A 23,016-nucleotide genomic window follows, 5' to 3' on the forward strand; every position below is an offset into this window, starting at 1 on the left:
GCTCGGGATGCCGGGTACAGCTCACCGGTCCCGGCGGCGGAGCGGGCTGCGCACCACCGGTTGGCGGTGTGGTCGGATCGATCAGGGGACCTCGATCCGCTCGATGACCGCGTCGCGCACCGGGCGGTCCTGGGCGCCGGTCTGGGTGCTGCCGATGGCGTCCACCACCGCGCGGGACTCCGCGTCGGCCACCTCGCCGAAGATGGTGTGGCGGCGGTTCAGGTGCGGCGTCGGGCCGAGGGTGATGAAGAACTGCGAGCCGTTGGTGCCGGGGCCGGCGTTGGCCATTGCCAGCAGGTAGGGCCGGTCGAAGCGCAGCTCCGGGTGGAACTCGTCCTCGAACTGGAAGCCGGGGCCACCGCGCCCGGTGCCGGTCGGGTCGCCACCCTGGATCATGAAGCCGGAGATCACCCGGTGGAAGATCGAGCCGTCGTAGAACGGCCCCGAGCTCGCCCCGCCGGCGTTGGGCTGTGAGTAGTTCTTGGTGCCCTTGGCCAGCCCGACGAAGTTGGCCACTGTCTTCGGGGCATGGTCCGGGAACAGCACCACCCGGATGTCGCCCGCCGAGGTGTGCAGCGTCGCGGTCTTGTCAATGTCTGGTTGAGTCACGGCGCATATCGTGCCATCACCTCGAGAGTACCGTCGGGCCGACAGGTAGCGGCGGCCCAGCGGCGGCCCAGCGGCGGGCCAGCAGCGGCCCAGCGGCGGGCCATGGACGAGCCGCTCGAAACCGGCGTCGAGAGGTCATCAGCGTGAGTCGCACCAACACAGCCGAGCTGGATCTGCCCGGGCGCCTGCGCGATGCGCGCCGCGAGCTGACCGGCCGGCTCGACCCCGGTCCGGCGCCCGACCGGGTGCGCCGCCGCTTGCTCTGGGTCGGGCTGTTCGTCACCGCGGCCGGCGCGGCGATCTGGGCGATGCTGTCCCGGCGGCCCGCTGAGCTGGGACCGCTGTCCGCGCCGGCCACCCCGGTACCGGCGGCGAACACGACGAACGGTCGCGCTCCGAGCCCCTCGGACGCAGGGCACTGACCGCTTCCGAGTGGGATTCCCGGCGCTTTGCTCTGCGTAGGTATACGCAACAGGCGCCGGACCGACCCCGTGTTGCGTATATGTGCGCAGAGCAAAGGACTACGCAAAGGACTGTCGGGCGGCACGTCAAGCCGTAGGCGCGTGCTCAGTGAGGAAGTCCGCAACCGCGGACTCGTAGCCGGCGGGGTCCACGTTCCAGTTGGCGGTGTGCTCCGCACCCGGCACCTCCACGTACCGCAGCGGCCAGCCCAGCCGGGGCGCTGAGGCCGCAAGCGCCCGGCTCGGTCCCACCGGGACGGCGGTGTCCACGTCGCCGTGGAACAGCAGTGTCGGCGGCCGCCGGGCCGGCGGCCGCCGGAGCAGGTCGAACCGGTCGAAGTCGATGCCGATCCGGTGCCGGGTCACCACCGTAGCCAGTGAGGTCAGGCCGGGTGGCAGGTGGCGCAGGGTGGCCTGCTGGCGCAGCGTGGCCCGCCAGTCCAGCAGCGGGCTGTCCCACACCACCGCCCGCACCAGCGCGACCGTCGCCTCGGGGGCCCGGTCCAGGTACGCGCCGATGATCGCCGCGCCCATCGACCAGCCGTAGAGCACCAACCCGGTCGCGCCGTGGGCCAGCGCGTAGTCGACCGCCGCCGCCAGGTCCTGCCACTCGGTGTCGCCGAGGTGGTAGTGCCCGTCCGGGCTGGCCGGCGCGTCGACGTCGTTGCGGTAGGAGATGGCCAGCACCGGGTGGCCGAGCCGGTGCGGAACCGGCAGCACCCGCAGGCATTCCCGCCGGTCCGCGCCGCGGCCGTGCACCGCGATCACCCAGGTCGTGCCCGCCGCCGGCACCAGCCACGCCGGGCAGTCACCGAGCGGGGTGTGCACGCCGACGGTCTGGAAGGGCAGCCCGCGCGCACCCGGGTCCGGGTCGAAAGGGCCGGCGTCCAGCACCACCGGGCCGAGCGGTGGTGCCGCGCTGCCGGCCCGCAGCGGGCGGCGCAGCACCGTCTCGGCCTCCCCGGTCACCGGCCCGACGACAGCCAGCCCACCGGGCCAGCGCAGCCCCCAGTCGCCCGGCTGGCCGGCCCAGCGGCTGGGCCTGAGCCAGACCTCGCCGTCACGCACCGCTACCACCTGATCCGGATACTGAAGATCACGAACGGGCCGGAGCAGGACGCTCGAGTAGTACCAGCCCGTCACGCCCAGGAGCACGCCTAATGCGAGCAGAACGACCACGGATCAAGGATGTCAGGTCTGAGATCAGACCGTTATGCCACCGATATGGGTGAACTCATCTAGTTCCGTGCAGCTGATCACACCGCGAGCGCCGATTACTCGTTGTGGTTACGAAGCGACCGACTGCTTTCGACGACGCCCAGGCCTCTGGGAAGGGATTCAGAACATGAACCAGTACATCCACCGGACCGTCCGGGCCGTCGTGGCCGCCGCGTGCATGGCGACACTCGGCATGGCACTCATCACCACCGCCGCACCGAGCGCGAACCTGGACCAGAACGCACAGGACCAGTCGACCAGCAGCAGCAGCACCGGCGACTCGGACCAGTCGGACAACCTGGACAACCAGGCTTCGAAGACCCCGCCGCTGACCGGCGACGCGAACAACCCGCCCGGCCTGCACAACAACCTGATGAACCTCGAGGCGCCGAAGGTCAAGACCGCCTCGTACAGCAAGCACGACGCCCGCCACTGCTACGGCTTCGACGGCAGCGAAGACGTGCCCGGGCACAACAAGGTCCAGCACCCGTGCCAGGCGAAGCACAACAGCGTCCACAAGGGCGACGCCCAGTTCTTCGGCCACTCGGTCTGAACCGGCTCCCCACCAGCACAATGTGAGTCGCCGTTTCTGCGGCGCACCATGTGACGCGCTCCGAGCGCCCCGGTTCCCCGAGACCGGCGCGGCGCTCGGGGCGCGTCATCTTGTTGTCCCGGCCGGCCCGGGCTCGCCGGCCTGCGGGGCTAGGCGACCCGGCGCCACCGCAGGCAGCCGAGCACGACCGCCGCACCCAGTACCGAGAACAGCACGCTGACCAGCACCGCGGCGTTCCAGCCGACCAGCAGACCGCCGGCGACCGGCCGGGTGGCCAGCACCGCGGCGATGGTCACCCCGACCGCTGAACCGAGATAGCGCGCGGTGTTGTTCGCGCCGCTGCCCATCCCGGCGCGGCCGGCCGGCACGCTGGACACCGCCTGGCGACCCAGCGCGGCGTTCAGCACCCCACTGCCCAGCCCGGCGACGACCAGCCCGGGTAGCAGCCGGCCGAGTCCGTCACCGGGATGCAGGCCGGCGAGCGTGGCCAGTCCGGCGGCCACCACCAGCAGCCCGGCCGCCAGTTGCATGTCGCCGTCCACCCGGGCCGGCAGCCGCCGAGCCGCGAGCGCGGTGAACACGCTGACCCCGGACCAGGCCAACAACGCCAGCGCACCCATGACCGGGCTGCCGCCGAGGCCACGCTCGATGACGGTGGACACCAGCGACATCACGGCGATCACGCCCAGCCCGGTGGCCAGCCCGGCGGCGGTGGCGGCCACGAAGTCGGGGCGGCCGAACAGGGCGAGGTCCAGCAACGGCGCCGGGCTGCGTCGTTCCACGAAAACGAATGCCAGCAGCAGCAGCGCTCCACCGGCCAGCAGCACGATGACCGTGGGCCGGGTCCAGCCGTCGCGCCCGGTCACCAGGGCGGCCAGCAGCGCGCTCAGCCCGGTTCCCAGCAGCACGGCGCCCACCGCGTCCACCGGGTGCGACCGGATCGCCCTGGACTCGGTGAGCAGCAGCCGGGACGCCACCCCCAGCGCCACGGTGAGCACGGCGACCAGCAGGTAGGCGGCCCGCCAGCCGGCCGCCGTGTTGTCCAGCAACGCGGCCAGCAGCGGTCCGGCGGCGATACCGGCGCCCACGCTGGCGCCCCAGATCCCGGTGGCCCGCGACCGCGCCGGGCCCGCCGGGAAGGTGTGCCCGACCAGGCCGAGCCCGCACGCGACCAGAGCCGCCGCGCCCAGCCCCTGGCCGACCCTGGCCAGCACGAACGGCAGCGGTGAGCTGACCGACGCACCGATCACCAGCGTCACCGCGAGAACTCCGGCCCCGGCCACGAACATCCGCCGCCGGCCGAAGTCGTCGGCGAGCGCACCGGAGACCAGCAGCCCGGCGGCCAGCCCGACGCTCATCGAGCTGAGCACCCAGGTCTGAGCGGCCGGCCCGGCGCGCAAGGCGGTGGCCAGCGTGGGCAGCGCGCTCATCGGCAGTGTGAAGGCGACCAGCGCCAGGAACGTACCCAGGGCCGCCAGCAGCACGGTGCGGCTCGACCCCGCTCCCGTTCCGGCCGATTCGGGTCCGGCAGGGTGAGCCTGCGGTCCGGTAAACGCGCGCTGGCTCACGAGCCCTCCTCGGTCTGGTCACTGAACCGTAGCAAGGGTAAGGTTCAGTCACCAGACCGAAATTCTTAAGGTGGTCTCATGTCTCTGGGCAAGGACTATCAGCGCCAGGACTGTTCGCTGGCGCGCGCGCTCGAGGTCGTCGGGGAGCGCTGGACACTGCTCGTACTGCGGGACTGCCTGTTCGGCGTCACCCGGTTCTCCGACCTGCGCGGCCGCCTCGACATCCCGCGCGCGGTGCTCGCCGACCGACTGTCCGCACTGGTCGGCGCGGGTCTGCTGGAGCGGCGGCCGTACCGGCCCGGGCGCGAGGAGTACGTGACGACCGAGCAGGCGCTCGCGCTGTGGCCGGCGATCTACGCGCTGCGCGAGTGGGGCGAGCGGTACTACCCGCCGGCCGGCGGGCGACGCCGGTACTTCAGCCACATCCCGTGCGCCACCGACATCGACTCGACCGGGCGCTGTCCGGCCTGCGGCGCGATCCCGTCACCCGCTGAGCTGGAGACCCGCCCCGGGCCGGGCGCCGACCCGACGCTGCGCGACGACGAGGTGAGCCGCGCGCTCTACCAGCCGCACCGGTTGCTCACGCCGCTCACGCCCTGACCCGCCGCATGCCGGTCAGGCCCGCTCCGGCAGGTAGGTCGCGCAGCGCTCGTCACGCGCGCGCAGCGCGACCTCCAGCTTGGCGGCGACCTGGCGGAACCGGCTGACCGGCACGAGGTGCACGCCGGCGAACGCCCCGGTCTCGCGCAGCGCGAGCACCTGCTCGCAGGCAGCGTCCACGCCCGCCGCCGGATCCGCCTCCACCCGACGCACCAGCTCGTCCGGGATCTCGATGTCCGGAATGCTCGACGCCAGCCGCTTCGCCATGCCGGCGCTGGCCAGCACCATCACCCCGACGTAGACCGGCAGGTCGATCGGGTTCTGCTCACGCCATCGCAACAGCGTCGGGATCGAGTAGCTGACCTGCGCGAACACGAAGTCCGCCGACCGCTTCCAGGCCGGGAAGGGCCGGCTCAGCCCAGCAGCCACGCCGATTTTGAACCCGCCCGAGCCGGCGAACACCGGATCCTCGGCGGTGGACCGGGCCTCGGCCATCATGGTGCGGACGGTGAGCTCGCTGGTGCGGCCGCCGGCGGTGGGTTTGTCGCCGTGCACGAACAGGAACTGGTCCACCCCGTAGGCGGCGGCGGTGAGCAGGTCGCGGCGGAACCCGAGCAGGTTGCGGTCCCGGGAGTTGACGCAGGCGATGCTGCGCCCGCCCATCGCGGCCACCTCGTGCGCCACCGCGATGCTGGAGACGGTGGCCCGGCCGATGTGGTTGTCCGGGATGAGGAACGAGTCCGCCACCGGTGCGAGCACGCCGATCTGGTGCCGCGCGTGCCGCAGGTCGGGCCTGGTGGGGGGCTCGATCTCACAGATCAACCGGAAACCGCTCATCGGGGAAGATTACCGTCGGAGAGTTCAGGCTTTGATCAGTCGAGCTCGGCCGCGGCCCGTCGCCGTGCGGCACGATGGCGTCATGCGCGAGATCACCATCTTCAGCGGCTCGGCCCACCCCGAGCTGGCGGCGGCGATCTGCCAGCACCTCGAGGTACCGCTCGCCCCGAGCCGGCTGGTCCGCTTCACCAACGACTGCCTCGAGGTCCAGCTGCAGGCGAACTGCCGGGAGCGGGACGTGTTCATCGTCCAGCCGCTGGTGCCGCCGGTGCAGGAGCACCTGGTCGAGCTGCTGCTCATGCTGGACGCGGCGCGCGGTGCGTCCGCCGCCCGGATCACCGTGGTGATGCCGCACTACGCCTACGCCCGCTCGGACAAGAAGGGCGCGCCGCGGATCTCCATCGCCGGCCGGTTGGTGGCCGACCTGTTGGCGACCGCGGGCGCGGGCCGGGTGCTGACCATGACGCTGCACTCGCCGCAGGTACACGGCTTCTTCAGCGTGCCGGTCGACCACCTGCACGCGCTGACCGAGCTGGCCGAGCACTTCCGGGGCCCGGACCACCATGCGGACCTGCGCAACTCCGTGGTGGTCTCGCCCGACCTCGGCAACGCCAAGGAGGCGGCCAAGTTCGCCCGGCGGCTCGGCCTGCCGGTAGCGGCGGCGGCCAAGGAGCGGATCTCCGACGACAAGGTGGTGGTCACCTCGATCATCGGCGAGGTACGCGGGCGGGACGTGATCGTGCTCGACGACGAGATCGCCCGCGGCTCGACCATCCTCGAACTGGTGGACCGCCTCGCCGAGCAGGACGTCGCCTCGATCCGGGTGGCCTGCACGCACGGGCTGTTCACCGACGGCGCGCTGGACCGGATCGGCGCCCGGGACGACGTGGCCGAGATCGTCTGCACCAACACGGTGCCCATCCCGGACGCACACCGCCACCCCAAGCTCACCGTGCTGTCGGTGGCCAGGCCACTCGCCGAGGCGGTCCGCCGGATCCACAACGGCGAGTCCGTGAGCGTCCTGTTCGAAGGCCACTGACGCCACCGGGCACGCCCCGGCCGCCCCGGTGCCGGGTCAGCGGCGGCCACCGTCGGCGCGCACCTGGCCCGCAACCTGGCCCGGGACGGCGCCCAGCTGCTGGTGACCGACATCGACGAGAGCCGGCGCGGCGTCGCGGCGGAGATCGGCGCCACCTGGTGCGAGCCGGGAGCCGCGCTGACGGCCGAGGCGGACCTGCTGGTACCGGCCGCGCTGGGCGGCCAGCTGACCGCCGAGGTGGTGCCCGCCCTGCGCTGCCGCGCGATCGTCGGCCCGGCGAACAACCAGCTCGCCGACGACGGCGTGGCGCGGCTGCTGCACGAGCATGGCATCCGCTGGGTGCCGGACTACCTGGCCAGCGCCGGCGGGGTGACCTACGCGGTGGCCCGCGAGCTGCACGGCGCCGGGCTCGACGAGGCGCGGCACCAGGTGCTCGGCATCGGCGCGGTCACCGAGGAACTGTTGCGCACCGCCGACCGCCTCGGCACCGATCCGCACCAGGCCGCCCTGGGCCGGGTGCGCGAACAGCTGGCGGCGGCGGCGAGTAGCTGAGAGGAACAACCTGCGGGATGCGACCGGAACGCTCATGATGTTCTCGGCGACCTGGCCGGATCCAAGGAGGACCGATGCCCGAGTTCAGCGGGCCCGATCTCGCGGCGGGTTCCGGAGGTCCCGGCCCGGCGGCCGGCGGCTCGATCGCGACCCGGATGGACCGGCTGCCGATCACCCGAACCCACCGGCAGGCGACGGTGGCGGTCGGTCTCGGCATGTTCTTCGACATCTACGAGGTCTTCCTGGCCGGGGTGCTCAGCGGGGTGCTCGCCTCGCAGTTCCACCTGTCCAAGGCGGCGCTGACCCCGGTGCTGGCCTCGACGTTCATCGGGATGTTCCTCGGTGCACTGGTGCTCGGGCGGGCCGCCGACAGGTTCGGCCGGCGCGGCGCGTTCCTGTTCAACCTGGCGCTGTACTCGGTGTTCTCGCTGCTCGGCGCGTTCAGCCCGAACGCGGTCTGGCTGATGGTCACCCGCTTCTGCGCCGGCCTGGGGCTCGGCGCCGAGCTCCCGCTGGCCGACGCCTACCTCACCGACCTGCTACCGGCCCAGCGCCGGGGCCGCTACATCGCCTGGGCGTACACCGTCTCGTTCATCGGGGTGCCGTTCGTCGGGTTCCTCGCGCACTCACTGTTCGAGATCACCGTGCTCGGGCTGGCCGGCTGGCGGTGGATCTTCATCATCGGCGCGCTCGGTTCAGTGGTGGTGTTCTTCCTGCGGCGTGGGCTGCCCGAGTCGCCGCGCTGGCTGGACTCGGTGGGCCGCACCGAGGAGGCCGAGCGGATCACCGCCCGGTTCGAGGACGAGGCGCGGGCCGAGGGCCACGAGCTGACCGACCCGGACCCGAGCGACGGCCCCGCCAGCACCGGGAGCGAGCCGATCCGAAACCTGTTCCGCCCGCCGTACGGCCGGCGCACCGCGATGATGCTGGTGTTCCACCTGCTGCAGACCCTCGGCTACTACGGCTTCGGCACGCTGGTGCCGGTGGTGCTCGCCGCGAAGGGGTTCCCGGTCGGCCAGTCGCTGCTGTTCACCGCGGTGACCTATCTCGGCTACCCGGTCGGCTCGGCGCTGTCGCTGCCGATCGTGGAGCGGTTCGAGCGCAAGTTCCTGATCATCGGGGCGGCCATCGGGATGGCCCTGTTCGGGCTCGCCTTCGGGATGTCCCACGCGATGACCCCGATCCTGATCTTCGGGTTCCTGTACACCGCGACCAGTAACGTGTTCTCCAACTCGTACCACATCTACCAGGCGGAGATCTTCCCCACCGGACTTCGCTCCACGGCCGCCAGCGGCACCTACGCGCTGTCCCGACTGGCCACGGCGGCCATGCCGTTCGTGCTGGTACCGCTGCTGAGCAGTGCCGGCGTGGGTGCTCTGTTCAGCGTGGTGTGCGGCGCGATGGCCATCGTCGCGGTCGACGTCGCGGTACTCGGGCCGCGTACCACCGGGCGCCGGCTGGAGACCGTCAACCAGTGACCCCGGCGGCGCGGTCCGGCGGCTCGAGCAACTGCTCGATCAACGTCTCGGCGAGCCAGCTCTCGTAGCGCTCCGCCGTCCACCGAGCCGGCCGACCAGCATGTCGTAGAGCGTCGGGTGGTTGAGCGTGTAGAGCACGTCGGTGGCCTGGTCCTCGGTGAGCCCGGAGCGCAGCGGGCCCTTGCGGCGCAGCGCCGCGATGGTGTGTCGCTGGTTGTCGTGGAACTCCGCCTGCATCTTCTCCCACAGCGCGGAGATCTCCTCGTCGGCCGGAGCCGCCGCCCGGATGGCCTCGATGATCGGCGCGATCCGCGACTTGACCTGTCGGGACCCGACCACCTGCAGCCGCAGGTGCTGGCGCGGGTCGGGCGCGGCGATCATCTCCTGGAACCATTCCTGCTCCACCACCGGGCGCGGGTCCGGACCGTCCTTGACGGCGTGGTCCCAGGCCGCGACCAGCGGTGTCGTCCGCCGACCCCCATCGCGGCGGTGCCGTTCTTCGCACTCGGCCCACTGCTCGGTGCCGTCCCGCTCGGCATCGCCGCGCGCGCACTGGACGAACTGCTCGTGTTGGCCAGGACGAAGGTGCGCTTCGGTCAGGCCCAACCGCTGATCCACGACCAACGGTTCCAGGACGGCTTCACCTCGGCGCGGGTCAGGCTGAGCGCCGCGCGGAGCTACCTGCTGGAACAGGCCGCCGAGGTGTGGCGGACCGCCGTCGCGGGCACTGTCGGGCCGACGGCACAGGCAGGCGCCACCCTCGCCCTCGGTGCGGCCGCCGAGGCCGCTGTCGCCGCCGCGCGGTTCGCCCACGAGGCCGCCGGCACCGCGTCCATCCGCGCCGACAGCGTGCTCGCGGGGTACCTGAACGATGCCACCGTCGCCACCCGGCACGTCGCATTCAGCCCGTTCGCCCGGCAGAACGCCGGCCGGCTGCTGCTCGGCCTGCCACCGGAGCAGCCCGGCGGCCGGCCGCGCTAGTCGCCGGCGGCGAAGCCGCGGATCGGCATGCCGGCCACGGTGAACGCCATCTCGCCCGAGTTCATGTCCGGCAGCCTGACCCGGCACGAGTAGACCAGCGCCTCGCCGGGAACCAGCTTCTTCGTCTGGGGCGTCAACTCGACCGGCACCGGGGAGCCCCGGAACGTCACCTCGTGGGGGCCCAGGTCGGCGGTGTTCACGGTGATCGGCTGGCTGCCCTGGTTCTGCGCGACGATGGTCAGCAGCACGCCGCCCTTGACCTTGGTGACCACCGCGGTGACCGCCAGCCCGGTGGAGGTGACCACCGGCTGGGCGAAGCCGACGGGAACCACGGCGCCGGCCGAGGTGGTCGGCGCCCCCGGCTCTCCGGGTGCCGCGCGCGCGGTGCCGGCCGCCGGCGGCGCTGCCGCGGCGGGACGGGTCGACGTGCCGGCGGCGGCGAGTACGGCCCCCAGCCACCCGAGCCCGAACGCGACGAGTACCGCCACCACCAGAGCGCCCGAGACGCCGGGGCGACCACCGCGCCGGTGCGCGGGGCTACCCATGTCACAATTCTATTCCCGCTGACCCGACCGGCGCCGACAAATCTCATCCCGCGCCCTAAACTAACCGCGCTTAACTTTGCTTCTATCTCTGGGGGATAAGCGGTGGTCAGGATCATCTCCAGCGAAGAAGATGAGCAAGGCACCGTTCACCGTGCGGACCACGCCGAGGTAGCCACGCTGACCCTGGCTCGCGGCCGGTTCAACGCAATCACCGGCGCCTTCGCCGACCAGCTGATCACCGCGCTGAGCGAGTGCGGCGCCGACCCCGCCGTCCGGGCGATCGTGCTGACCGGCGCCGGGCGCAGCTTCAGCGTCGGCGCCGACCTGACCGCCGGGCCGGCCTCGATCCGCGCCGAACTGGTCGCCGACGGCGCCGCGGCGCCGGGATACCGCGAGCCGGCCGGCCGCGTCACGGTGCGGATGACCGGGCTGACCAAGCCGGTGATCGCCGCCGTGAACGGTGACGCGGTCGGCGGCGGCGCCACCATCACGCTGGCCGCCGACCTGCGGTTCGCCGCCGACACGGCCCGCTTCGGCTTCCCGTTCACCCGCCTCGGGGTGTGTCCGGAGGGCGCCTCGACCTACTTCCTGCCCCGGTTGGTCGGGCCGTCGAGGGCGGCGGACTGGCTGCTCAGCGGGCGGCTCGTCGGGGCGGTCGAGGCGGAACGGAGCGGCCTGGTGAACCGCGTCCTGCCGGTCGGGGAGGTGCTCGCGGCCGCCCAGGAGTACGCGCGGGAGCTCGCAGCCACCACCTCCCCGGCCGCCGTCGCGGCCACCAGAGCGCTGCTGGGCGCCGGGCCGGGCACCGTCGTCGAGGCGTCCGACGCGGAGAGCCGCGCGATCGTGGCGCTGGCCGCCGGCGCCGACTGCGAGGAGGGCGTGGCGGCCTTCCTGCAGCGCCGGCCACCGCGCTTCACCAGGGCGGACTCAGCGGAATCGCTGACGTCGCCGCGCTAACCGGCACCGGAACCGGTACGAAGGTAACCAGCACCTCACCCGACTGCCCGGAGGTCAACGATGAGCTCGCCAGAGATCCGCTGCGGCGATCGCAGCAGGACCCGCGACGAAGTCCTGCAACGGGCGTCGCGGATCGCCGCCGGACTGGCCGGCCTCGGCGTCCAGCCCGGCGACCGGGTGGCCGTGGTGCTGCGCAACGACATCGAGTTCATCGAGGTCAGCCTCGGTATCGGGCAGCTCGGCGCGGTGCCGGTGCCGGTCAACTGGCACTGGAAGGGCGCCGAGCTGGGCTATCTGATCACCGACTGCGGCGCGAAGGCGGCCTTCGTGCACCGCGACCTGGTGCCGGTCGTGGAGGAAGCGCTGGCCAGCCCGATCCCGCTGGTCGAGGTGGTGCCCAGCGCCGCCCTGCGCCAGGCGTTCAGGCTGCCGGACACACTGGCGGACCAGCGGCCGGATACCGGCCGCCTGGAGCTGGAGAGCTGGCTGGTCGATCAGGCCAACCACGTCGAGCCGCCCGCCGCGCCACCGCTGAGCGTCATCTACACCTCGGGTACCACCGGGCAGCCGAAGGGCATCCTGCGCGAGCCGATGGACCCGGCGCTCAGCGAGCAGGTCATCGGGCGGATCTTCCAGGCCTTCGGGTTGGCGCCCGGGCACCGCACCCTCATCCCGGCGCCGATGTACCACACGGCACCGAACGTGCACGCGCTGTTCGCGGTGGCCGCCGGGCTGGACCTGACGATCATGCCTCGGTTCGAGCCGACGGAGTTCCTCGCGCTGGTCGAGCGGCTCGGCATCCAGCACGCGCAGCTGGTGCCCACGATGTTCGTGCGGCTGCTCGCGCTGCCCGAGCCGGAGCGGACGAAGTTCGACCTGTCCTCGCTGGTGGCGGTGGTGCACGCGGCCGCGCCGTGCCCGCCGACGGTGAAACGCCAGATGATCGACTGGTGGGGCCCGATCGTGCTGGAGTACTACGGCGGCTCGGAGACCGGCGCGGTGGTGGCCTGCGACAGCGAGCAGTGGCTGGCCCACCCGGGCACCGTCGGAAAGGCGGTGGCCGGCTGCGACGTGCGGGTCTACCTGCCCGACGGTACCGAGGCGCCCGCCGGCACCTTCGGTGAGATCTACATCAACCCGGGGCCCGGCTGGCCGGACTTCACCTACATCGGCAACGACGAGAAGCGCCGGGCGATGGACCGCGACGGCTTCCTCACCCTCGGCGACGGCGGCTGGTTGGACGAGGACGGCTTCCTCTACCTCAGCGACCGGATGAACGACATGGTCATCTCCGGCGGGGTGAACATCTACCCGGCCGAGATCGAGCAGTGCCTGATCAGCCTGCCCGGGGTGCGGGACGTGGCGGTGTTCGGCATCCCCGACAGCGACTACGGCGAGACGCTGGCCGCGCACGTGGACACCGACCCGGACAGCGGGCTGACCGAGGACGACATCCGCGAGTACGTCCGGGCCAACCTGGCCAACTACAAGGTTCCCAGGGTGGTCGTGCTGGACCGGGACCTGCCGAGGGAGGACTCCGGCAAGCTGTTCAAGCGGCGGATCCGGGAGCGCTACCTGCAGGCGGGCAGCGGCACATGAGCCAGGTCGACAGCCAGGTCGACAGCCAGGTCGACAGCCAGGTCGACAGCCAGGTCGACATTGTCCGGGACGGCCACTGCGCGCACCTGGTGCTGCGGCGCGCGCAACGGCGCAACGCGCTGGACCGGGCTCTGGTGGACGACCTGTACTCCGCCGCGGCGGAGGTCGAGCACGACGCGGACGTGCACTGCGTGGTGGTCCGTGGCGACGGGCCGGCGTTCTGCGCCGGTATCGACGCCGGCACCCTGGTCGAGTTGGCCACCCCGGCCGGGCTGCGGGACATCCGGGGCGCCTTCGTGCGCGCGTTCGACCGGCTGCAGGCGATGGCCAAGCCCACCGTGGCGCAGGTGCACGGCGCCGCGATCGGCGCCGGCTTCGAGCTGGCACTGGCATGTGACCTGCGGGTGGTCGCCGCCGACGCCACGATGGGGCTGCCGGAGACCCGGATGGGCGTCGTACCGGACGTGGGCGCCTGCTCCCGGTTGACCGCGCTGGTCGGCGCCGGCCGGGCCAAGGAGCTGATCATGACGTCGGCGATGATCGACGGGATCCGGGCCGGGGAGCTCGGCATCGCCAACCGGGTGGCCGCCGCCGACGGGCTCGCCGAGGCCACCGGTGTGCTCGTCGGCGAGTTGCTGGCCTGCTCACCGTCGGCGAACGGCCTGGTCAAGGGCATCATCGACCACGCGGCGATGCCGGCCCAGGCGGCGGTCAGCGACGCCGAACTGGTCGCCCAGCTGTCCTGCATCCACACCCCGGAGTTCCGCGCGGCGGCCGAGGCGTTCCGCTCCGCGCCGGCCTCGAACGGGCGACCCGCGCCGGTCCGCGGCTGAACAGGTAGAGCTCTGACCTGCTCGTTCCCGAACCCCGAAGTTGATGTTGTACGCCGCGTACAACGGCTCCGGACAGCTTTGGCGGGACGAGACATCGTGGGTGCCGGACAACTCACTTAACCTGGACGTTCCGTCCCGTAACCGTCGAACGTGTGCATCGGGAGTTGGTGTGGAGCTAGTTCGGGGCCACTCTGCAGAGATCAACACAACGGCGGTGGACGCGTGCCGTTGCGGCCTGCCCACCCAGCCGCCGGAGGGCGGCAGCTGGTGGCGGCCGGACCTGGACGCCGATCCCGGGCCGAGGGTGCGCGCCGTGGTCCGCTACGGGGACAAGCCGGAGCTGCGCCGGGTGGTGCGCCTGGAGAACAACTCCGGGTGGGCCGAGCGCGGCGCCATGGTCGACTTCTACTCCGACCGCACGCCGCCGATCTTCTGGGCAGGTGTGGGGCGGTGCTGGGCGAACACCGCCCACCCGGTCGTCGCGGTGCGCGAGAGCGGCAGCGGCACCTGGGACATCAGCGCCTGACCGCCCCGGCACGAGCGCGGACCGGCAGCGCCACCGAAACCGGCAGCGCCACCGCCGGACCCGCCGCTCGCCCGGTGCCGGCCACCGGGTAGCCGCGCCGGTCCCTGGGTGCACTACCCCCTGGCAGCCGCCCGGCGCGCTCCCGATGATCGAGGTCATGGCCCCCGGTACAGGGGGAACGCACCGCGGTCAGCGCGGCTGCCGGGAGGGAATGCTCGATGTCTGTGTGGTTCATTACCGGGTCGTCACGCGGCCTGGGGCTCGAGATCGCTAGGGCCGCCCTGGAGAACGGTCACCAGGTCGTCGCCACCGCACGCGACAAGGCGGCGGTGACCCGGGCGCTCGGCAGTTCGGAGCGACTGCTCGCGGTGTCGCTGGATGTGACCGACGCGGGGCGGGCCGCGACGGCGGTCGAGGAGGCGACGGCGGCGTTCGGCCGGATCGACGTGCTGGTCAACAACAGCGGCTTCGGGCTGCTCGGGGCCGTCGAGGAGATCTCCGACGCCGAGGCCCGCGAGGTCTTCGACGTCAACGTGTTCGGCCTGCTCGGGGTGACCCGCGCGGTACTGCCCGGGATGCGGGCGCGGCGGTCCGGCCGGATCATCAACATCGGCTCGATCGGCGGGTTCGTGACCATCCCGAGCAGCGGCATCTACGGGGCGACCAAGTTCGCGGTCGAGGGCATCACCGAGGCGCTGTCCGCCGAGCTCGCCGGTACCGGCGTCACCGCGACCGTCGTCGAGCCCGGCGCGTTCCGCACCGAGTTCCTGGCGCCGAGCAGCATCCGCTTCGTGGACCCGAGCATCGACGACTACGCGGATACCGCGCACGCGATGCGCGGCCGGCTCGAAGCGGCGAACGGACAGCAGCCCGGCGACCCCAGGAAGGCCGCCGCCGCGATCCTGGAGGTCGCCGGCACGCCGAACCCACCGCTGCGCATACAGCTGGGCGCCGACAGCGTCGCGCGGGTGGAGGCGAAACTGAAGCTGGTCGCCGAGGAGCTGGCCGAATGGCGCGAGCTGAGTGAGTCGACCGCGTTCACCGAGTAGCGCGCCCGGGATGACTGAAGCACGTCCATCCGTACACTTCCAGCCATGACGAGTGTCGCGTTGGCCGTCACCGAGGGGATCCCGCTGATCGAGGTGGCCGCCCCGTGTGAGGTCTTCGGCGTGGACCGCTCGGACCTCGCCGACCCCTGGTACGACTTCGCGGTCTGCGGGCCGGACGACGCCAGGGTCGGCGGCTGGTTCAAGGTCGACGGGCCGGCCGGCCTCGACGTGCTGGTCGCGGCGGACACGGTGATCGTGCCGGCCTGCCGCAACGTGCACGAGAGCCAGCCGGCCGACCTGGTCGACGCGGTGCGCGCGGCCCACGAACGCGGCGCGCGGGTGGTGTCCATCTGCTCGGGGGCCTTCGTACTGGCCGCGGCCGGGCTGCTGGACGGTCGGCGGGCCACCGCGCACTGGCTGCACGCCGACCTCCTGGCGCAGCGGTACCCGAGGGTGCGGGTCGACCCTGAGGTGCTGTACCTGGAGGACGACGGCATCTTCACCTCGGCGGGCAAGGCGGCCGGGATGGATCTGTGCCTGCACATCGTGCGGCTCGACCACGGCGCCGCGGTCGCCAATGCGCTGGCCCGGCGGCTGGTGGTGGCGCCGCACCGCACCGGTGGGCAGGCCCAGTTCATCCCCACGCCGCTGCCGTCGGTCGGCGGCAACCACGGCCTGGCCGAGCTGCTGCCGTGGGCGATCGCGCGGCTCGAGCAGCCGCTGACCGTCGGCGACCTGGCGCGGCGGGCGAACATGAGCTCGCGCACCCTGGCCCGGCACTTCAACGCGGTCACCGGGGCCGCCCCACTGCAGTGGCTGCTGACCCAGCGCATCCACCGGGCCCAGGAGCTGCTCGAGACCACGAACGACAGCGTCGAGGAGATCGCCGCCCGCACCGGCATGGGCACCGCGACCACGTTGCGCCGGCACTTCAGCCGCTCGGTCGGGGTGCCGCCGGACACCTACCGCCGCACCTTCGCACCCGAACCGCCCGCTCCCGCCGATCTACTGGCTGACTAAGGGCGGCGTGCCTGCCAGGTCGTCCAGGCCAGCGTCAGCGCGGCGAGCACCGCGACGGCGACCAGGAGCGCACTGGGCGGCACCACCCCGGCCGCCGCGGCCAGCGCGAACGACGCGAGGAAGCCGAGGTAGGACACCGCCTGGTAGCTCGCGGTCATCCCGGCGAGCTGCTCCGGCGGGGCCAGCCGCTGCACCTCCAGCAGCCCGCACACCTGGCAGCAGCCGTAGCCGGCGCCGAGCACCAGGGCGGCGAGCACCACGAGCGCTGGGCTGAGCAGGACCGAGGCCGCCACCGCCACCAGCAGCCCGGCCACCACGATGCCCAGCGCAGTGGCCAGCAGCCGGCGCTCACGCCCGTGATCCAACCGCCGGGCCAGCGGCTGCACGGCGATGCCGGCGCCGGCGGTCAGCAGCGTGACCACCGCGCTGAAGATCAACGCATGGCCGGCGAGCTGATCCTTGACCAGCCCGGGAAGGTAGGCCAGCGCGATCGACGCGGAGCCGAACACCCACGGCGCCAGCGGCACCACCACGGTCCGGAACCGCCGTTTCGCCGCGGTCGGGAGCGTGGGCCGGCGGCGTGGCGCCCCGGTCTCCCGGGCACGGGTCTCCCGGGTGCGCAGGGCCAGCGGGATCGCGGCGACGGCCAGCACCAGGTGCGGCAAGTAGGGCAGCACGGTCGGCGCCGGCGCCCACTGGGCCGCCGCGCCGGCGACCAGCGGCCCGAGCCCGAAGCCGATGCTCATCGTCACGGTGAGCCGCCTCGGCCCGGGGTTGGCGCCGCCCGGGCCGCCGGCGTTACCGAGCTCCTTGATCCACGCCGCGCCGGAGCTGAACGCCGCCCCACTCGCCGCGCCGGCCAGCAGCCGGCCGGCGAAGAGCCACCCGACGCCGGTGCCGCCGAGGATCAGTGCCACGGTGCCGGCCACCGAGACGACCAGGGTCGGGACCATCACCCGGCGCCGGCCGTACCGGTCGGACACCGGACCGCCGAGCAGCAGGCCCGGGATCAGCCCGAGCACGTAGAGCCCGAAGGTGGCCTGCACGACGGTCGACGACAGTCCCAGTTCGGCCTGGTACAGCAGCAACAGCGGGGTGAACTGCTGAGCGCCCCAGCCCACGGCGGCCACCGCGAGCCCGGCACCCCACCAGGCCAGCCGCTCCCTGGTGGCACCTGCCTCAGGCACCGCGATTCGCTTCGTCACGCCGACCATGCTCGCCGCCGGGGAGATCGACCGCGAGTGACTGGAACGCCAACCTCCGAACACTTCCGGACAGCCCCTCCCGGAAGCCGCCGCGGGACTACCCGGCGTCCACCGAGCGCAGCCGCGCCGCGAGTTCGCCGGTCGAGCCCATCGCGTGCCGCTGCATCCCCGGGCCGAAGGTGACCCGCGTCGCGCCCAGCCGGGCCAGCTCGGCCACGGACTCCCTGTCCGGCCCGGCAGCCATGTTGAGAGGACCGTCGATACCCGCCCGCAGCTCCGGGAGCACCTCGGCCGGCGCGAGGAGCGGGTAGACGCAGTCGGCGCCGGCGGCCAGGTACAGACGGGCGCGTGCCACGGCGTCGGCGGGGTCACCCGTCCCGAACAGGAACGTGTCGACCCGCGCGTTGACGAAGAGAGCGTCACCCGCCTCCGCCCGTACCTCGGCCAGCCAATCCGCGTGCCGCCCAGCCTCTTTGAGCGAGGTGCCCTCCTCGGAGTCCTCCAGATTGCAGCCGACGGCGCCCGTCTCCAGGAGCCGCCCCACCAACTCCGAGGGAGCGAGGCCGTAGCCGCCCTCGAGGTCCGCGGAGACCGGCACGGAGACGGCCCGGACGATCCTGGCCACCGCGGCGAACATCTCCTCGGGCGGGGTCGCGCCGTCCTGATAGCCGAGCGAAGCGGCGATCCCGGCGCTCGGGGTGGCGAGCGCGGGGAAGCCCGCGTCGGCGAGGACCTGGGCACTGCCCGCGTCCCACGGCCCCGGCAGGACGAGCGGGTCGTCGGCGGCGCGGTCGTGATGCAGGGCACGGAAGGCGGTAACGGTCACCCGAAGTCGCCCGGCGTGTAGTGGCCGGGGACTGACCGGGTGGACACCCCGAAGCGGTTCCAGGCGTTGATCGCCGTGATCGCGGCGATGAGGTGGGCCAGCTCGGTCTCGTCGAACTCCTTCGCCGCCTTCGCGTACACCTCGTCGGGGACGAATCCGTCCGTGAGAACGGTGATCGCCTCGGTCAGCTCGATCGCCGCGATCTCCTTCGCCGTGTAGAAGTGCTTCGACTCCTCCCACGCGCTGAGCTGGATGATCCGTTCCGCCGACTCGCCGGCCGCCAGCGCGTCCTTGCTGTGCATATCCAGGCAGAAGGCGCAGTGGTTGATCTGGGACGCGCGGATCTTGACCAGTTCGAACAAGGTCGGCTCGACGCCCTTCCTCGCGGCCGCGTCGAGACGGATCATGGCCCGGTAGGCCTCCGGGGCGAGCTTCGCCCAGTCCAGGCGCGCTGGGTGTTCGGGGAGGTGTTGCTTGCTTTCCTGCGCTTCGTTCGTCGTCATGGCTACGACGCTACGTGCCCGGTGGCACAGGGGTATGGTCCATTTCTATGACCGATTCGTGGGCCAATTCGGCGGCCGACCCGCCTTCCGCGTTCGGTACGGACCTGCATCTGGAACTGAACGGATCCGGGCTGCGCACCGGGCTCATGGACGCTCTGCGGGAGGCTGTGCGCACGGGGCGTCTCGTGTCCGGCACCCGGCTGCCCTCCTCCCGCTCGCTCGCCGCCGACCTGGGCGTCGCCCGTAACACCGTGGCCAACGCCTACGCCGAACTGGTCGCCGAGGGCTGGCTCACCGCGCGGCAGGGGTCCGGGACCCGAGTGGCCAGGCGGGCCGAACCGCGCAGGGCCGCGCCCGCCGCTCCCCGTACCCGGCCGACCCGGCGCCGTCCCACGTACAGCCTGGTGCCGGGTTCGCCGGACCTCGCGGCGTTCCCCCGGACGCAGTGGCTCGCCGCCGCCCGCCGCGCACTGACCGCGGCGCCGCACGATGCCTTCGGCCGCGGCGACGCCCTCGGCCGGGTAGAACTGCGCACCGTCGTCGCGGACTATCTGGCGCGGGCCCGCGGCGTGTACGCGGACCCGGAACGGATCGTCATCTGCTCCGGTTTCCACCACGGCCTGATGCTGATGGCACAGGCACTGCGGGCGCGGCGGGTGCGGGCGGTGGCCGTCGAGTCGTACGGCCTCGACATTCACCGGGGCCTGCTGACGGACGCCGGCCTGCGCATCCCGCCCCTGTCCGTGGACGAACGTGGCACACGCACCGACGACCTGGCGCAGCTGCGCGGAGTCGGCGCGGTACTGCTGACACCCTCGCATCAGTTCCCGACGGGGGTCGCGCTGCACCCGGACAGGCGCGCGGCGGCTGTCGACTGGGCCCGTGCCACCGGCGGGCTGATTCTGGAGGACGACTACGACGGGGAGTTCAGATACGACCGTCAGCCGGTGGGCGCCCTGCAGGTCCTCGACCCGGAGCGGGTGGTGTATTTCGGCACGGCGAGCAAGTCACTGGTGACGGGGCTGCGGCTCGGCTGGATGGTGCTGCCCGAGGAGCTGGTGCCGGAGATCGTGGCGGCCAAGGGGCACGGCGACTGGATGACGAGTGCGCTGGAGCAGCTGACGCTCGCGGAGTTCATCGCGTCGGGTGCGTACGAACGTCAGGTGCGCTCGATGCGGCTGCGCTACCGGCGCCGCCGCGACCAGCTGGTCGCGGCCCTGGCACAGAGCGCCCCCGGCATCCGCGTGACCGGCATAGCCGCCGGGCTGCACGCGGTCGTCGAACTGCCGAGGGGGACCGAGCGCTCCGTCGTCGAGGCAGCGGCCTGGTTGGGCCTGGCGGTCAGCGGAATGGCGCGGTTTCGCCACGACGCGGCGGACTCCGGGCAGCGGTTGCCCGAGCAGGACGCGCTGGTGGTCGGCTACGCGACACCCTCGGACAGCGCGTGGGCGGGCGCTCTGGACGCACTGTGCAGGGTGCTGCCGTAGGCCGGGAGCTGTCCGGCTCGTCGTCCAAGGGGAGCGCCCGGCCCACTGAGGGACTCTGAGAGCCCCGCCGGGTCGGGACGCACCGATTCCGCTCGAGGACGCGTTGGGTATGCAGTGGATCGGCCCGGCCGTGGCTGCCGGGTGGTTCCACCGGTAGGCAGGCCCGAAGGAGTCGTCATCGTGAGGTTGCCGAGTTGGTCCCGGGACGTCACCGCGCTGGTCGCGCGGATCGGCATCGGGTTGGCGTGGATCGCGCACGGCTGGCCCAAGATCCAGGATCCGGCGAGGGTCGCGGCCGGTTTCGCCCGCACGGGCGTCTACCTGCCGGTGGTGTCGGCCTGGTACGCGTCCATCGTGGAGTTCGCGGTGGCAATCGCGCTGATCATCGGGATCGCTCTGCCGGTGGCGGGGACACTGCTCTTCCTCGACGCACTCGGTGTCATCTACTTCACCGTCGGGTTCACCGGGTTGCTGCACTGGCGCGGGGACTCGCAGCTCGCGCTGGTACTGGGCGTGGGTGCGCTGGTCGCCGGGTTGCACGGAGGTCGACTCTCCCTCGACTCCCTGATCACCCGATTCCGTACCCCGACACCGTCCGTCCCCCGCGCCTCCACGCCGACCTGACCGCCCCACGGCATCCCTCACCCGCCCTCAAGACTCACCGCGCACGTCGGGTTTCGTCGCGCGCTGCGCGCTGAAGCTCACCGTGCACACCTTCCTCACCCTCGACGGCGTCATGCAGGGACCCGGCGGCCTCGACGAGGACCCCGGTAACGGGAACGTCATCTCGTCCGACGTCCTCGCCGCGGTGTCGGCGCTCAAGGACACGCCCGGCCGCGAGCTGCAGGTGCACGGCAGCTGCCAGCTCGCCCGCACCCTGCACGACGCCGGGCTGGTCGACGAGTACCGGCTGCTGGTCTTCCCCATCGTGCTCGGCTCCGGCAAGCGCCTCTTCACGGACGGGGCCAGCACCTAGGCGTACACCCTGGTCGACAGCGAGATCACCCGCGCCGGCGCGGTCTACCAGGTGCTGCGACCGACGTCGTTCGGGGTGGGCGGGTTCACTGTTGAGGACGGCAAGCTCGCCATCCGACAGCCCGGGCCCGGGTCCGCCGAAATCTTTTGAGTCCTCGGCCTCACGTTCCGGCCGCAGCCGACGTCTACCCGACAAGGCGCCTCGGTAAGAGGCAGCCGAGCGATTCATTGACCATCGGGAAAGGCGCCAATTATGTCGGCAGAAGCGAACGCAGGAGAGAACGCAGAAGAGAACAAGGCCATCGTCGGGCGTTGGTTCAGCGAATTTTGGGGAAAGGACTTCAACCCAGCGGTCATCGACGAGCTCGCCGCTCCCGATATCCGGTTCGAGTACTCACTGCACGCTCCATGCCAGGGGCGTGAGCAGGTGCGCCAGTTCGCCAGCAAATTCCGCGCCGCGTTCCCGGATCTCAACTTCTGGGGCACGGCCGACCTGATCGCAGAGGGCGACTACGTCGTGGGCCAGTGGGAAGGCGGCGGCACCCAGACCGGCGACGCGTTCGACGACATGCCCATCGGTTCGCTGCCAGCTGGCACCGGCAAGACGATGCGCTTCACCGGCATCACCATCCTCAAGGTCGAGAACGGCCAGATCATCGAGGAGATCGGACTGGACGACGGAGTCACCGTCCTGCGCCAGCTCGACCTGATCGCACAGGCGTGACGAGCGGTGACCTCGCGGACCGGGCACTCCGGTCGGCGAGGTCACCAGCCGCATCCGCACTACCAGCAGGCCAGAGAGCGAAAGACCGATCCTGCCACCGCACGTCCCAGACCTGATGATCAGGAGCTCGTCCCATGACCAGTACTTCCGAGAACCGCCACAGGCCGGAATCCGTGGTTCTCACCCAAAACTGGCGCGCCGCGCCGGAAAGTACGACAACCCGGGGGCCAGCAGAAACCCGAGGTGACCCATCCGTTCGCGGGGGGATGCCGGACGCCGAGCGCAGACGACTGGCGGTCGCCGCACACCGGGCGTTGAACACTCATCCCGGATCGGTGGGCGAGTTGATTCATCGTGAAATCCACGCGTTCCTGGACTTCGGTTACCGCTTCGACGGTGGTGCGCTGATCATGCGGCTGGCCCAAGAGGTGACCGACGCCGACGTCGTTGCGCGACGTCCCACGCTTCCCCGGCAATAGCCGGGATCCCAACAGTCCTCCGCCAACCAGCCCACGCCGCTACCAGGAGTGAACACACATGCAGCAGCCACTAACCACCACGCCGCTCCCACCCGCCGCACCAGCCCTGAGCCGTGACACCACACACGCCGCGCTGCGCGCCGCCGCCTATGCCTTGCACGCCTACCCGGGTCCCGTCGGGGAGCTCATCGACCGGGAGTTGCGCAGCTACGTCGACTCCGGCCACGCCGCACACCCCGCCGCGTTGCCCGCACGACTGATCGCCACGCTCGCCGCCGCCGAGAGCCGCGAACCCACCGCGGCGCCCGGGCGAGACAACACTTCTGGATTGCCCGCCCGCTACCGCCCCGGCTCACCACTGCAGTGGGAATACGGCACCAGTTCTTGACCAC

At 72.0% G+C, this 23,016-nt stretch carries 28 protein-coding genes; 19 read left to right on the forward strand and 9 right to left on the reverse strand.

Annotation, left to right across the window (positions count from 1 at the left end; translation table 11 throughout):
• Positions 1–81 precede the first annotated feature (81 nt).
• A complete protein-coding gene (locus tag ACTXG6_RS04975; RefSeq protein WP_445189913.1) occupies positions 82–618 on the reverse strand; it encodes a peptidylprolyl isomerase in 537 nt (178 codons plus the stop codon).
• A gap of 134 nt (positions 619–752) precedes the next feature.
• Between ACTXG6_RS04975 and ACTXG6_RS04980 the strand changes: the two genes are divergently transcribed.
• On the forward strand, positions 753–1,031 hold the full coding sequence (locus ACTXG6_RS04980; protein ID WP_445186583.1) for a hypothetical protein: 279 nt from the start codon (positions 753–755) through the stop codon (positions 1,029–1,031).
• A 126-nt stretch (positions 1,032–1,157) separates the two neighbouring features.
• Here ACTXG6_RS04980 and ACTXG6_RS04985 read toward each other — a convergent pair whose 3' ends face one another.
• Positions 1,158–2,138, reverse strand: coding sequence for an alpha/beta hydrolase family protein (locus ACTXG6_RS04985; RefSeq protein ID WP_445186584.1), 981 nt, complete (start codon positions 2,136–2,138; stop codon positions 1,158–1,160).
• A 277-nt stretch (positions 2,139–2,415) separates the two neighbouring features.
• Here ACTXG6_RS04985 and ACTXG6_RS04990 point away from each other — a divergent pair, with 277 nt between their 5' ends.
• Positions 2,416–2,841: a hypothetical protein gene (locus ACTXG6_RS04990; RefSeq protein ID WP_445186585.1), complete on the forward strand. Its 426-nt coding sequence runs from the start codon at positions 2,416–2,418 to the stop codon at positions 2,839–2,841.
• A 149-nt stretch (positions 2,842–2,990) separates the two neighbouring features.
• Here the strand turns inward: ACTXG6_RS04990 and ACTXG6_RS04995 are convergent, their stop codons facing one another.
• A complete protein-coding gene (locus tag ACTXG6_RS04995) occupies positions 2,991–4,325 on the reverse strand; it encodes an MFS transporter (RefSeq protein WP_445186586.1) in 1,335 nt (444 codons plus the stop codon).
• A gap of 162 nt (positions 4,326–4,487) precedes the next feature.
• Here ACTXG6_RS04995 and ACTXG6_RS05000 point away from each other — a divergent pair, with 162 nt between their 5' ends.
• A complete protein-coding gene (locus tag ACTXG6_RS05000) occupies positions 4,488–5,009 on the forward strand; it encodes a winged helix-turn-helix transcriptional regulator (RefSeq protein ID WP_445186587.1) in 522 nt (173 codons plus the stop codon).
• 15 nt (positions 5,010–5,024) lie between these two features.
• Here the strand turns inward: ACTXG6_RS05000 and ACTXG6_RS05005 are convergent, their stop codons facing one another.
• Positions 5,025–5,846, reverse strand: coding sequence for a methylenetetrahydrofolate reductase (locus ACTXG6_RS05005; protein WP_445186588.1), 822 nt, complete (start codon positions 5,844–5,846; stop codon positions 5,025–5,027).
• Positions 5,847–5,928: 82 nt separating this feature from the next.
• On the opposite strand from ACTXG6_RS05005, the gene ACTXG6_RS05010 reads away from it, so the two are divergent.
• From ACTXG6_RS05010 to ACTXG6_RS05020, 3 genes are all read left to right on the forward strand, one after another.
• Complete coding sequence (locus tag ACTXG6_RS05010) at positions 5,929–6,885, forward strand: ribose-phosphate diphosphokinase (RefSeq protein WP_445186589.1); 957 nt, start codon at positions 5,929–5,931, stop codon at positions 6,883–6,885.
• Positions 6,886–6,987: 102 nt separating this feature from the next.
• Complete coding sequence (locus tag ACTXG6_RS05015; RefSeq protein ID WP_445186590.1) at positions 6,988–7,437, forward strand: hypothetical protein; 450 nt, start codon at positions 6,988–6,990, stop codon at positions 7,435–7,437.
• A 155-nt stretch (positions 7,438–7,592) separates the two neighbouring features.
• On the forward strand, positions 7,593–8,915 hold the full coding sequence (locus ACTXG6_RS05020) for an MFS transporter (protein ID WP_445189914.1): 1,323 nt from the start codon (positions 7,593–7,595) through the stop codon (positions 8,913–8,915).
• A 39-nt stretch (positions 8,916–8,954) separates the two neighbouring features.
• On the opposite strand, the gene ACTXG6_RS05025 is transcribed toward ACTXG6_RS05020, so the two are convergent.
• Complete coding sequence (locus ACTXG6_RS05025) at positions 8,955–9,323, reverse strand: hypothetical protein (RefSeq protein ID WP_445186591.1); 369 nt, start codon at positions 9,321–9,323, stop codon at positions 8,955–8,957.
• A 30-nt stretch (positions 9,324–9,353) separates the two neighbouring features.
• Here ACTXG6_RS05025 and ACTXG6_RS05030 point away from each other — a divergent pair, with 30 nt between their 5' ends.
• Positions 9,354–9,896, forward strand: a complete 543-nt coding sequence (locus ACTXG6_RS05030) for an acyl-CoA dehydrogenase family protein (RefSeq protein WP_445186592.1) — start codon at positions 9,354–9,356, stop codon at positions 9,894–9,896.
• On the opposite strand, the gene ACTXG6_RS05035 is transcribed toward ACTXG6_RS05030, so the two are convergent.
• On the reverse strand, positions 9,893–10,441 hold the full coding sequence (locus ACTXG6_RS05035) for a hypothetical protein (RefSeq protein WP_445186593.1): 549 nt from the start codon (positions 10,439–10,441) through the stop codon (positions 9,893–9,895). The genes ACTXG6_RS05030 and ACTXG6_RS05035 overlap by 4 nt on opposite strands.
• A gap of 102 nt (positions 10,442–10,543) precedes the next feature.
• Here ACTXG6_RS05035 and ACTXG6_RS05040 point away from each other — a divergent pair, with 102 nt between their 5' ends.
• From ACTXG6_RS05040 to ACTXG6_RS05065, 6 genes are all read left to right on the forward strand, one after another.
• Complete coding sequence (locus ACTXG6_RS05040; protein ID WP_445186594.1) at positions 10,544–11,398, forward strand: enoyl-CoA hydratase-related protein; 855 nt, start codon at positions 10,544–10,546, stop codon at positions 11,396–11,398.
• A 60-nt stretch (positions 11,399–11,458) separates the two neighbouring features.
• Positions 11,459–12,997, forward strand: coding sequence for an AMP-binding protein (locus tag ACTXG6_RS05045; protein ID WP_445186595.1), 1,539 nt, complete (start codon positions 11,459–11,461; stop codon positions 12,995–12,997).
• Positions 12,994–13,830, forward strand: a complete 837-nt coding sequence (locus ACTXG6_RS05050) for an enoyl-CoA hydratase/isomerase family protein (RefSeq protein ID WP_445186596.1) — start codon at positions 12,994–12,996, stop codon at positions 13,828–13,830. The genes ACTXG6_RS05045 and ACTXG6_RS05050 overlap by 4 nt, the downstream gene beginning before the upstream one ends.
• Before the next feature lie 169 nt (positions 13,831–13,999).
• Positions 14,000–14,356 carry a hypothetical protein gene (locus ACTXG6_RS05055; RefSeq protein WP_445186597.1) on the forward strand — a complete coding sequence of 119 codons (357 nt, stop codon included), beginning with the start codon at positions 14,000–14,002 and terminating at the stop codon, positions 14,354–14,356.
• 218 nt (positions 14,357–14,574) lie between these two features.
• Positions 14,575–15,405: an oxidoreductase gene (locus ACTXG6_RS05060; protein WP_445186598.1), complete on the forward strand. Its 831-nt coding sequence runs from the start codon at positions 14,575–14,577 to the stop codon at positions 15,403–15,405.
• Positions 15,406–15,450: 45 nt separating this feature from the next.
• Positions 15,451–16,425, forward strand: coding sequence for a helix-turn-helix domain-containing protein (locus ACTXG6_RS05065; RefSeq protein WP_445186599.1), 975 nt, complete (start codon positions 15,451–15,453; stop codon positions 16,423–16,425).
• Here ACTXG6_RS05065 and ACTXG6_RS05070 read toward each other — a convergent pair.
• From ACTXG6_RS05070 to ACTXG6_RS05080, 3 genes are all read right to left on the reverse strand, one after another.
• Positions 16,422–17,639 carry an MFS transporter gene (locus tag ACTXG6_RS05070; RefSeq protein WP_445186600.1) on the reverse strand — a complete coding sequence of 406 codons (1,218 nt, stop codon included), beginning with the start codon at positions 17,637–17,639 and terminating at the stop codon, positions 16,422–16,424. The two genes, ACTXG6_RS05065 and ACTXG6_RS05070, sit on opposite strands and share 4 nt — an antisense overlap.
• Before the next feature lie 88 nt (positions 17,640–17,727).
• Positions 17,728–18,456, reverse strand: coding sequence for an isocitrate lyase/PEP mutase family protein (locus ACTXG6_RS05075; RefSeq protein ID WP_445186601.1), 729 nt, complete (start codon positions 18,454–18,456; stop codon positions 17,728–17,730).
• Complete coding sequence (locus ACTXG6_RS05080; RefSeq protein ID WP_445186602.1) at positions 18,453–18,959, reverse strand: carboxymuconolactone decarboxylase family protein; 507 nt, start codon at positions 18,957–18,959, stop codon at positions 18,453–18,455. Before ACTXG6_RS05080 ends, ACTXG6_RS05075 begins: the two co-directional genes overlap by 4 nt.
• Before the next feature lie 47 nt (positions 18,960–19,006).
• Here ACTXG6_RS05080 and pdxR point away from each other — a divergent pair, with 47 nt between their 5' ends.
• From pdxR to ACTXG6_RS05110, 6 genes are all read left to right on the forward strand, one after another.
• Positions 19,007–20,446, forward strand: a complete 1,440-nt coding sequence (pdxR, locus tag ACTXG6_RS05085) for a MocR-like pyridoxine biosynthesis transcription factor PdxR (RefSeq protein ID WP_445186603.1) — start codon at positions 19,007–19,009, stop codon at positions 20,444–20,446.
• A gap of 180 nt (positions 20,447–20,626) precedes the next feature.
• Complete coding sequence (locus tag ACTXG6_RS05090; RefSeq protein ID WP_445186604.1) at positions 20,627–21,070, forward strand: DoxX family protein; 444 nt, start codon at positions 20,627–20,629, stop codon at positions 21,068–21,070.
• An 82-nt stretch (positions 21,071–21,152) separates the two neighbouring features.
• Positions 21,153–21,422, forward strand: a complete 270-nt coding sequence (locus tag ACTXG6_RS05095) for a dihydrofolate reductase family protein (protein ID WP_445186605.1) — start codon at positions 21,153–21,155, stop codon at positions 21,420–21,422.
• Between the two features lie 252 nt (positions 21,423–21,674).
• Entirely contained in the window at positions 21,675–22,145 is a 471-nt protein-coding gene (locus tag ACTXG6_RS05100) for an ester cyclase (protein WP_445186606.1), read from the forward strand.
• A 134-nt stretch (positions 22,146–22,279) separates the two neighbouring features.
• Positions 22,280–22,624, forward strand: a complete 345-nt coding sequence (locus ACTXG6_RS05105; protein WP_445186607.1) for a hypothetical protein — start codon at positions 22,280–22,282, stop codon at positions 22,622–22,624.
• A 58-nt stretch (positions 22,625–22,682) separates the two neighbouring features.
• Positions 22,683–23,012 (forward strand): hypothetical protein, encoded by a 330-nt coding sequence (locus ACTXG6_RS05110; RefSeq protein WP_445186608.1) that lies wholly within the window; start codon positions 22,683–22,685, stop codon positions 23,010–23,012.
• Positions 23,013–23,016: the final 4 nt, after the last annotated feature.

It is taken from the genome of Pseudonocardia sp. Cha107L01 (assembly GCF_052566575.1).

Coding starts and splice junctions, on each gene's coding strand:
- pdxR (WP_445186603.1), top strand. CDS start 19,007: ATGACCGATTCGTGGGCCAATTCGGCGGCCGACCCGCCTTCCGCGTTC.
- ACTXG6_RS05005 (WP_445186588.1), bottom strand. CDS start 5,846: ATGAGCGGTTTCCGGTTGATCTGTGAGATCGAGCCCCCCACCAGGCCC.
- ACTXG6_RS05045 (WP_445186595.1), top strand. CDS start 11,459: ATGAGCTCGCCAGAGATCCGCTGCGGCGATCGCAGCAGGACCCGCGAC.
- ACTXG6_RS05000 (WP_445186587.1), top strand. CDS start 4,488: ATGTCTCTGGGCAAGGACTATCAGCGCCAGGACTGTTCGCTGGCGCGC.
- ACTXG6_RS05065 (WP_445186599.1), top strand. CDS start 15,451: ATGACGAGTGTCGCGTTGGCCGTCACCGAGGGGATCCCGCTGATCGAG.
- ACTXG6_RS05110 (WP_445186608.1), top strand. CDS start 22,683: ATGCAGCAGCCACTAACCACCACGCCGCTCCCACCCGCCGCACCAGCC.
- ACTXG6_RS05080 (WP_445186602.1), bottom strand. CDS start 18,959: ATGACGACGAACGAAGCGCAGGAAAGCAAGCAACACCTCCCCGAACAC.
- ACTXG6_RS05050 (WP_445186596.1), top strand. CDS start 12,994: ATGAGCCAGGTCGACAGCCAGGTCGACAGCCAGGTCGACAGCCAGGTC.
- ACTXG6_RS05020 (WP_445189914.1), top strand. CDS start 7,593: ATGGACCGGCTGCCGATCACCCGAACCCACCGGCAGGCGACGGTGGCG.
- ACTXG6_RS04990 (WP_445186585.1), top strand. CDS start 2,416: ATGAACCAGTACATCCACCGGACCGTCCGGGCCGTCGTGGCCGCCGCG.
- ACTXG6_RS05010 (WP_445186589.1), top strand. CDS start 5,929: ATGCGCGAGATCACCATCTTCAGCGGCTCGGCCCACCCCGAGCTGGCG.
- ACTXG6_RS05100 (WP_445186606.1), top strand. CDS start 21,675: ATGTCGGCAGAAGCGAACGCAGGAGAGAACGCAGAAGAGAACAAGGCC.
- ACTXG6_RS05060 (WP_445186598.1), top strand. CDS start 14,575: ATGTCTGTGTGGTTCATTACCGGGTCGTCACGCGGCCTGGGGCTCGAG.
- ACTXG6_RS05105 (WP_445186607.1), top strand. CDS start 22,280: ATGACCAGTACTTCCGAGAACCGCCACAGGCCGGAATCCGTGGTTCTC.
- ACTXG6_RS05070 (WP_445186600.1), bottom strand. CDS start 17,639: ATGGTCGGCGTGACGAAGCGAATCGCGGTGCCTGAGGCAGGTGCCACC.
- ACTXG6_RS05035 (WP_445186593.1), bottom strand. CDS start 10,441: ATGGGTAGCCCCGCGCACCGGCGCGGTGGTCGCCCCGGCGTCTCGGGC.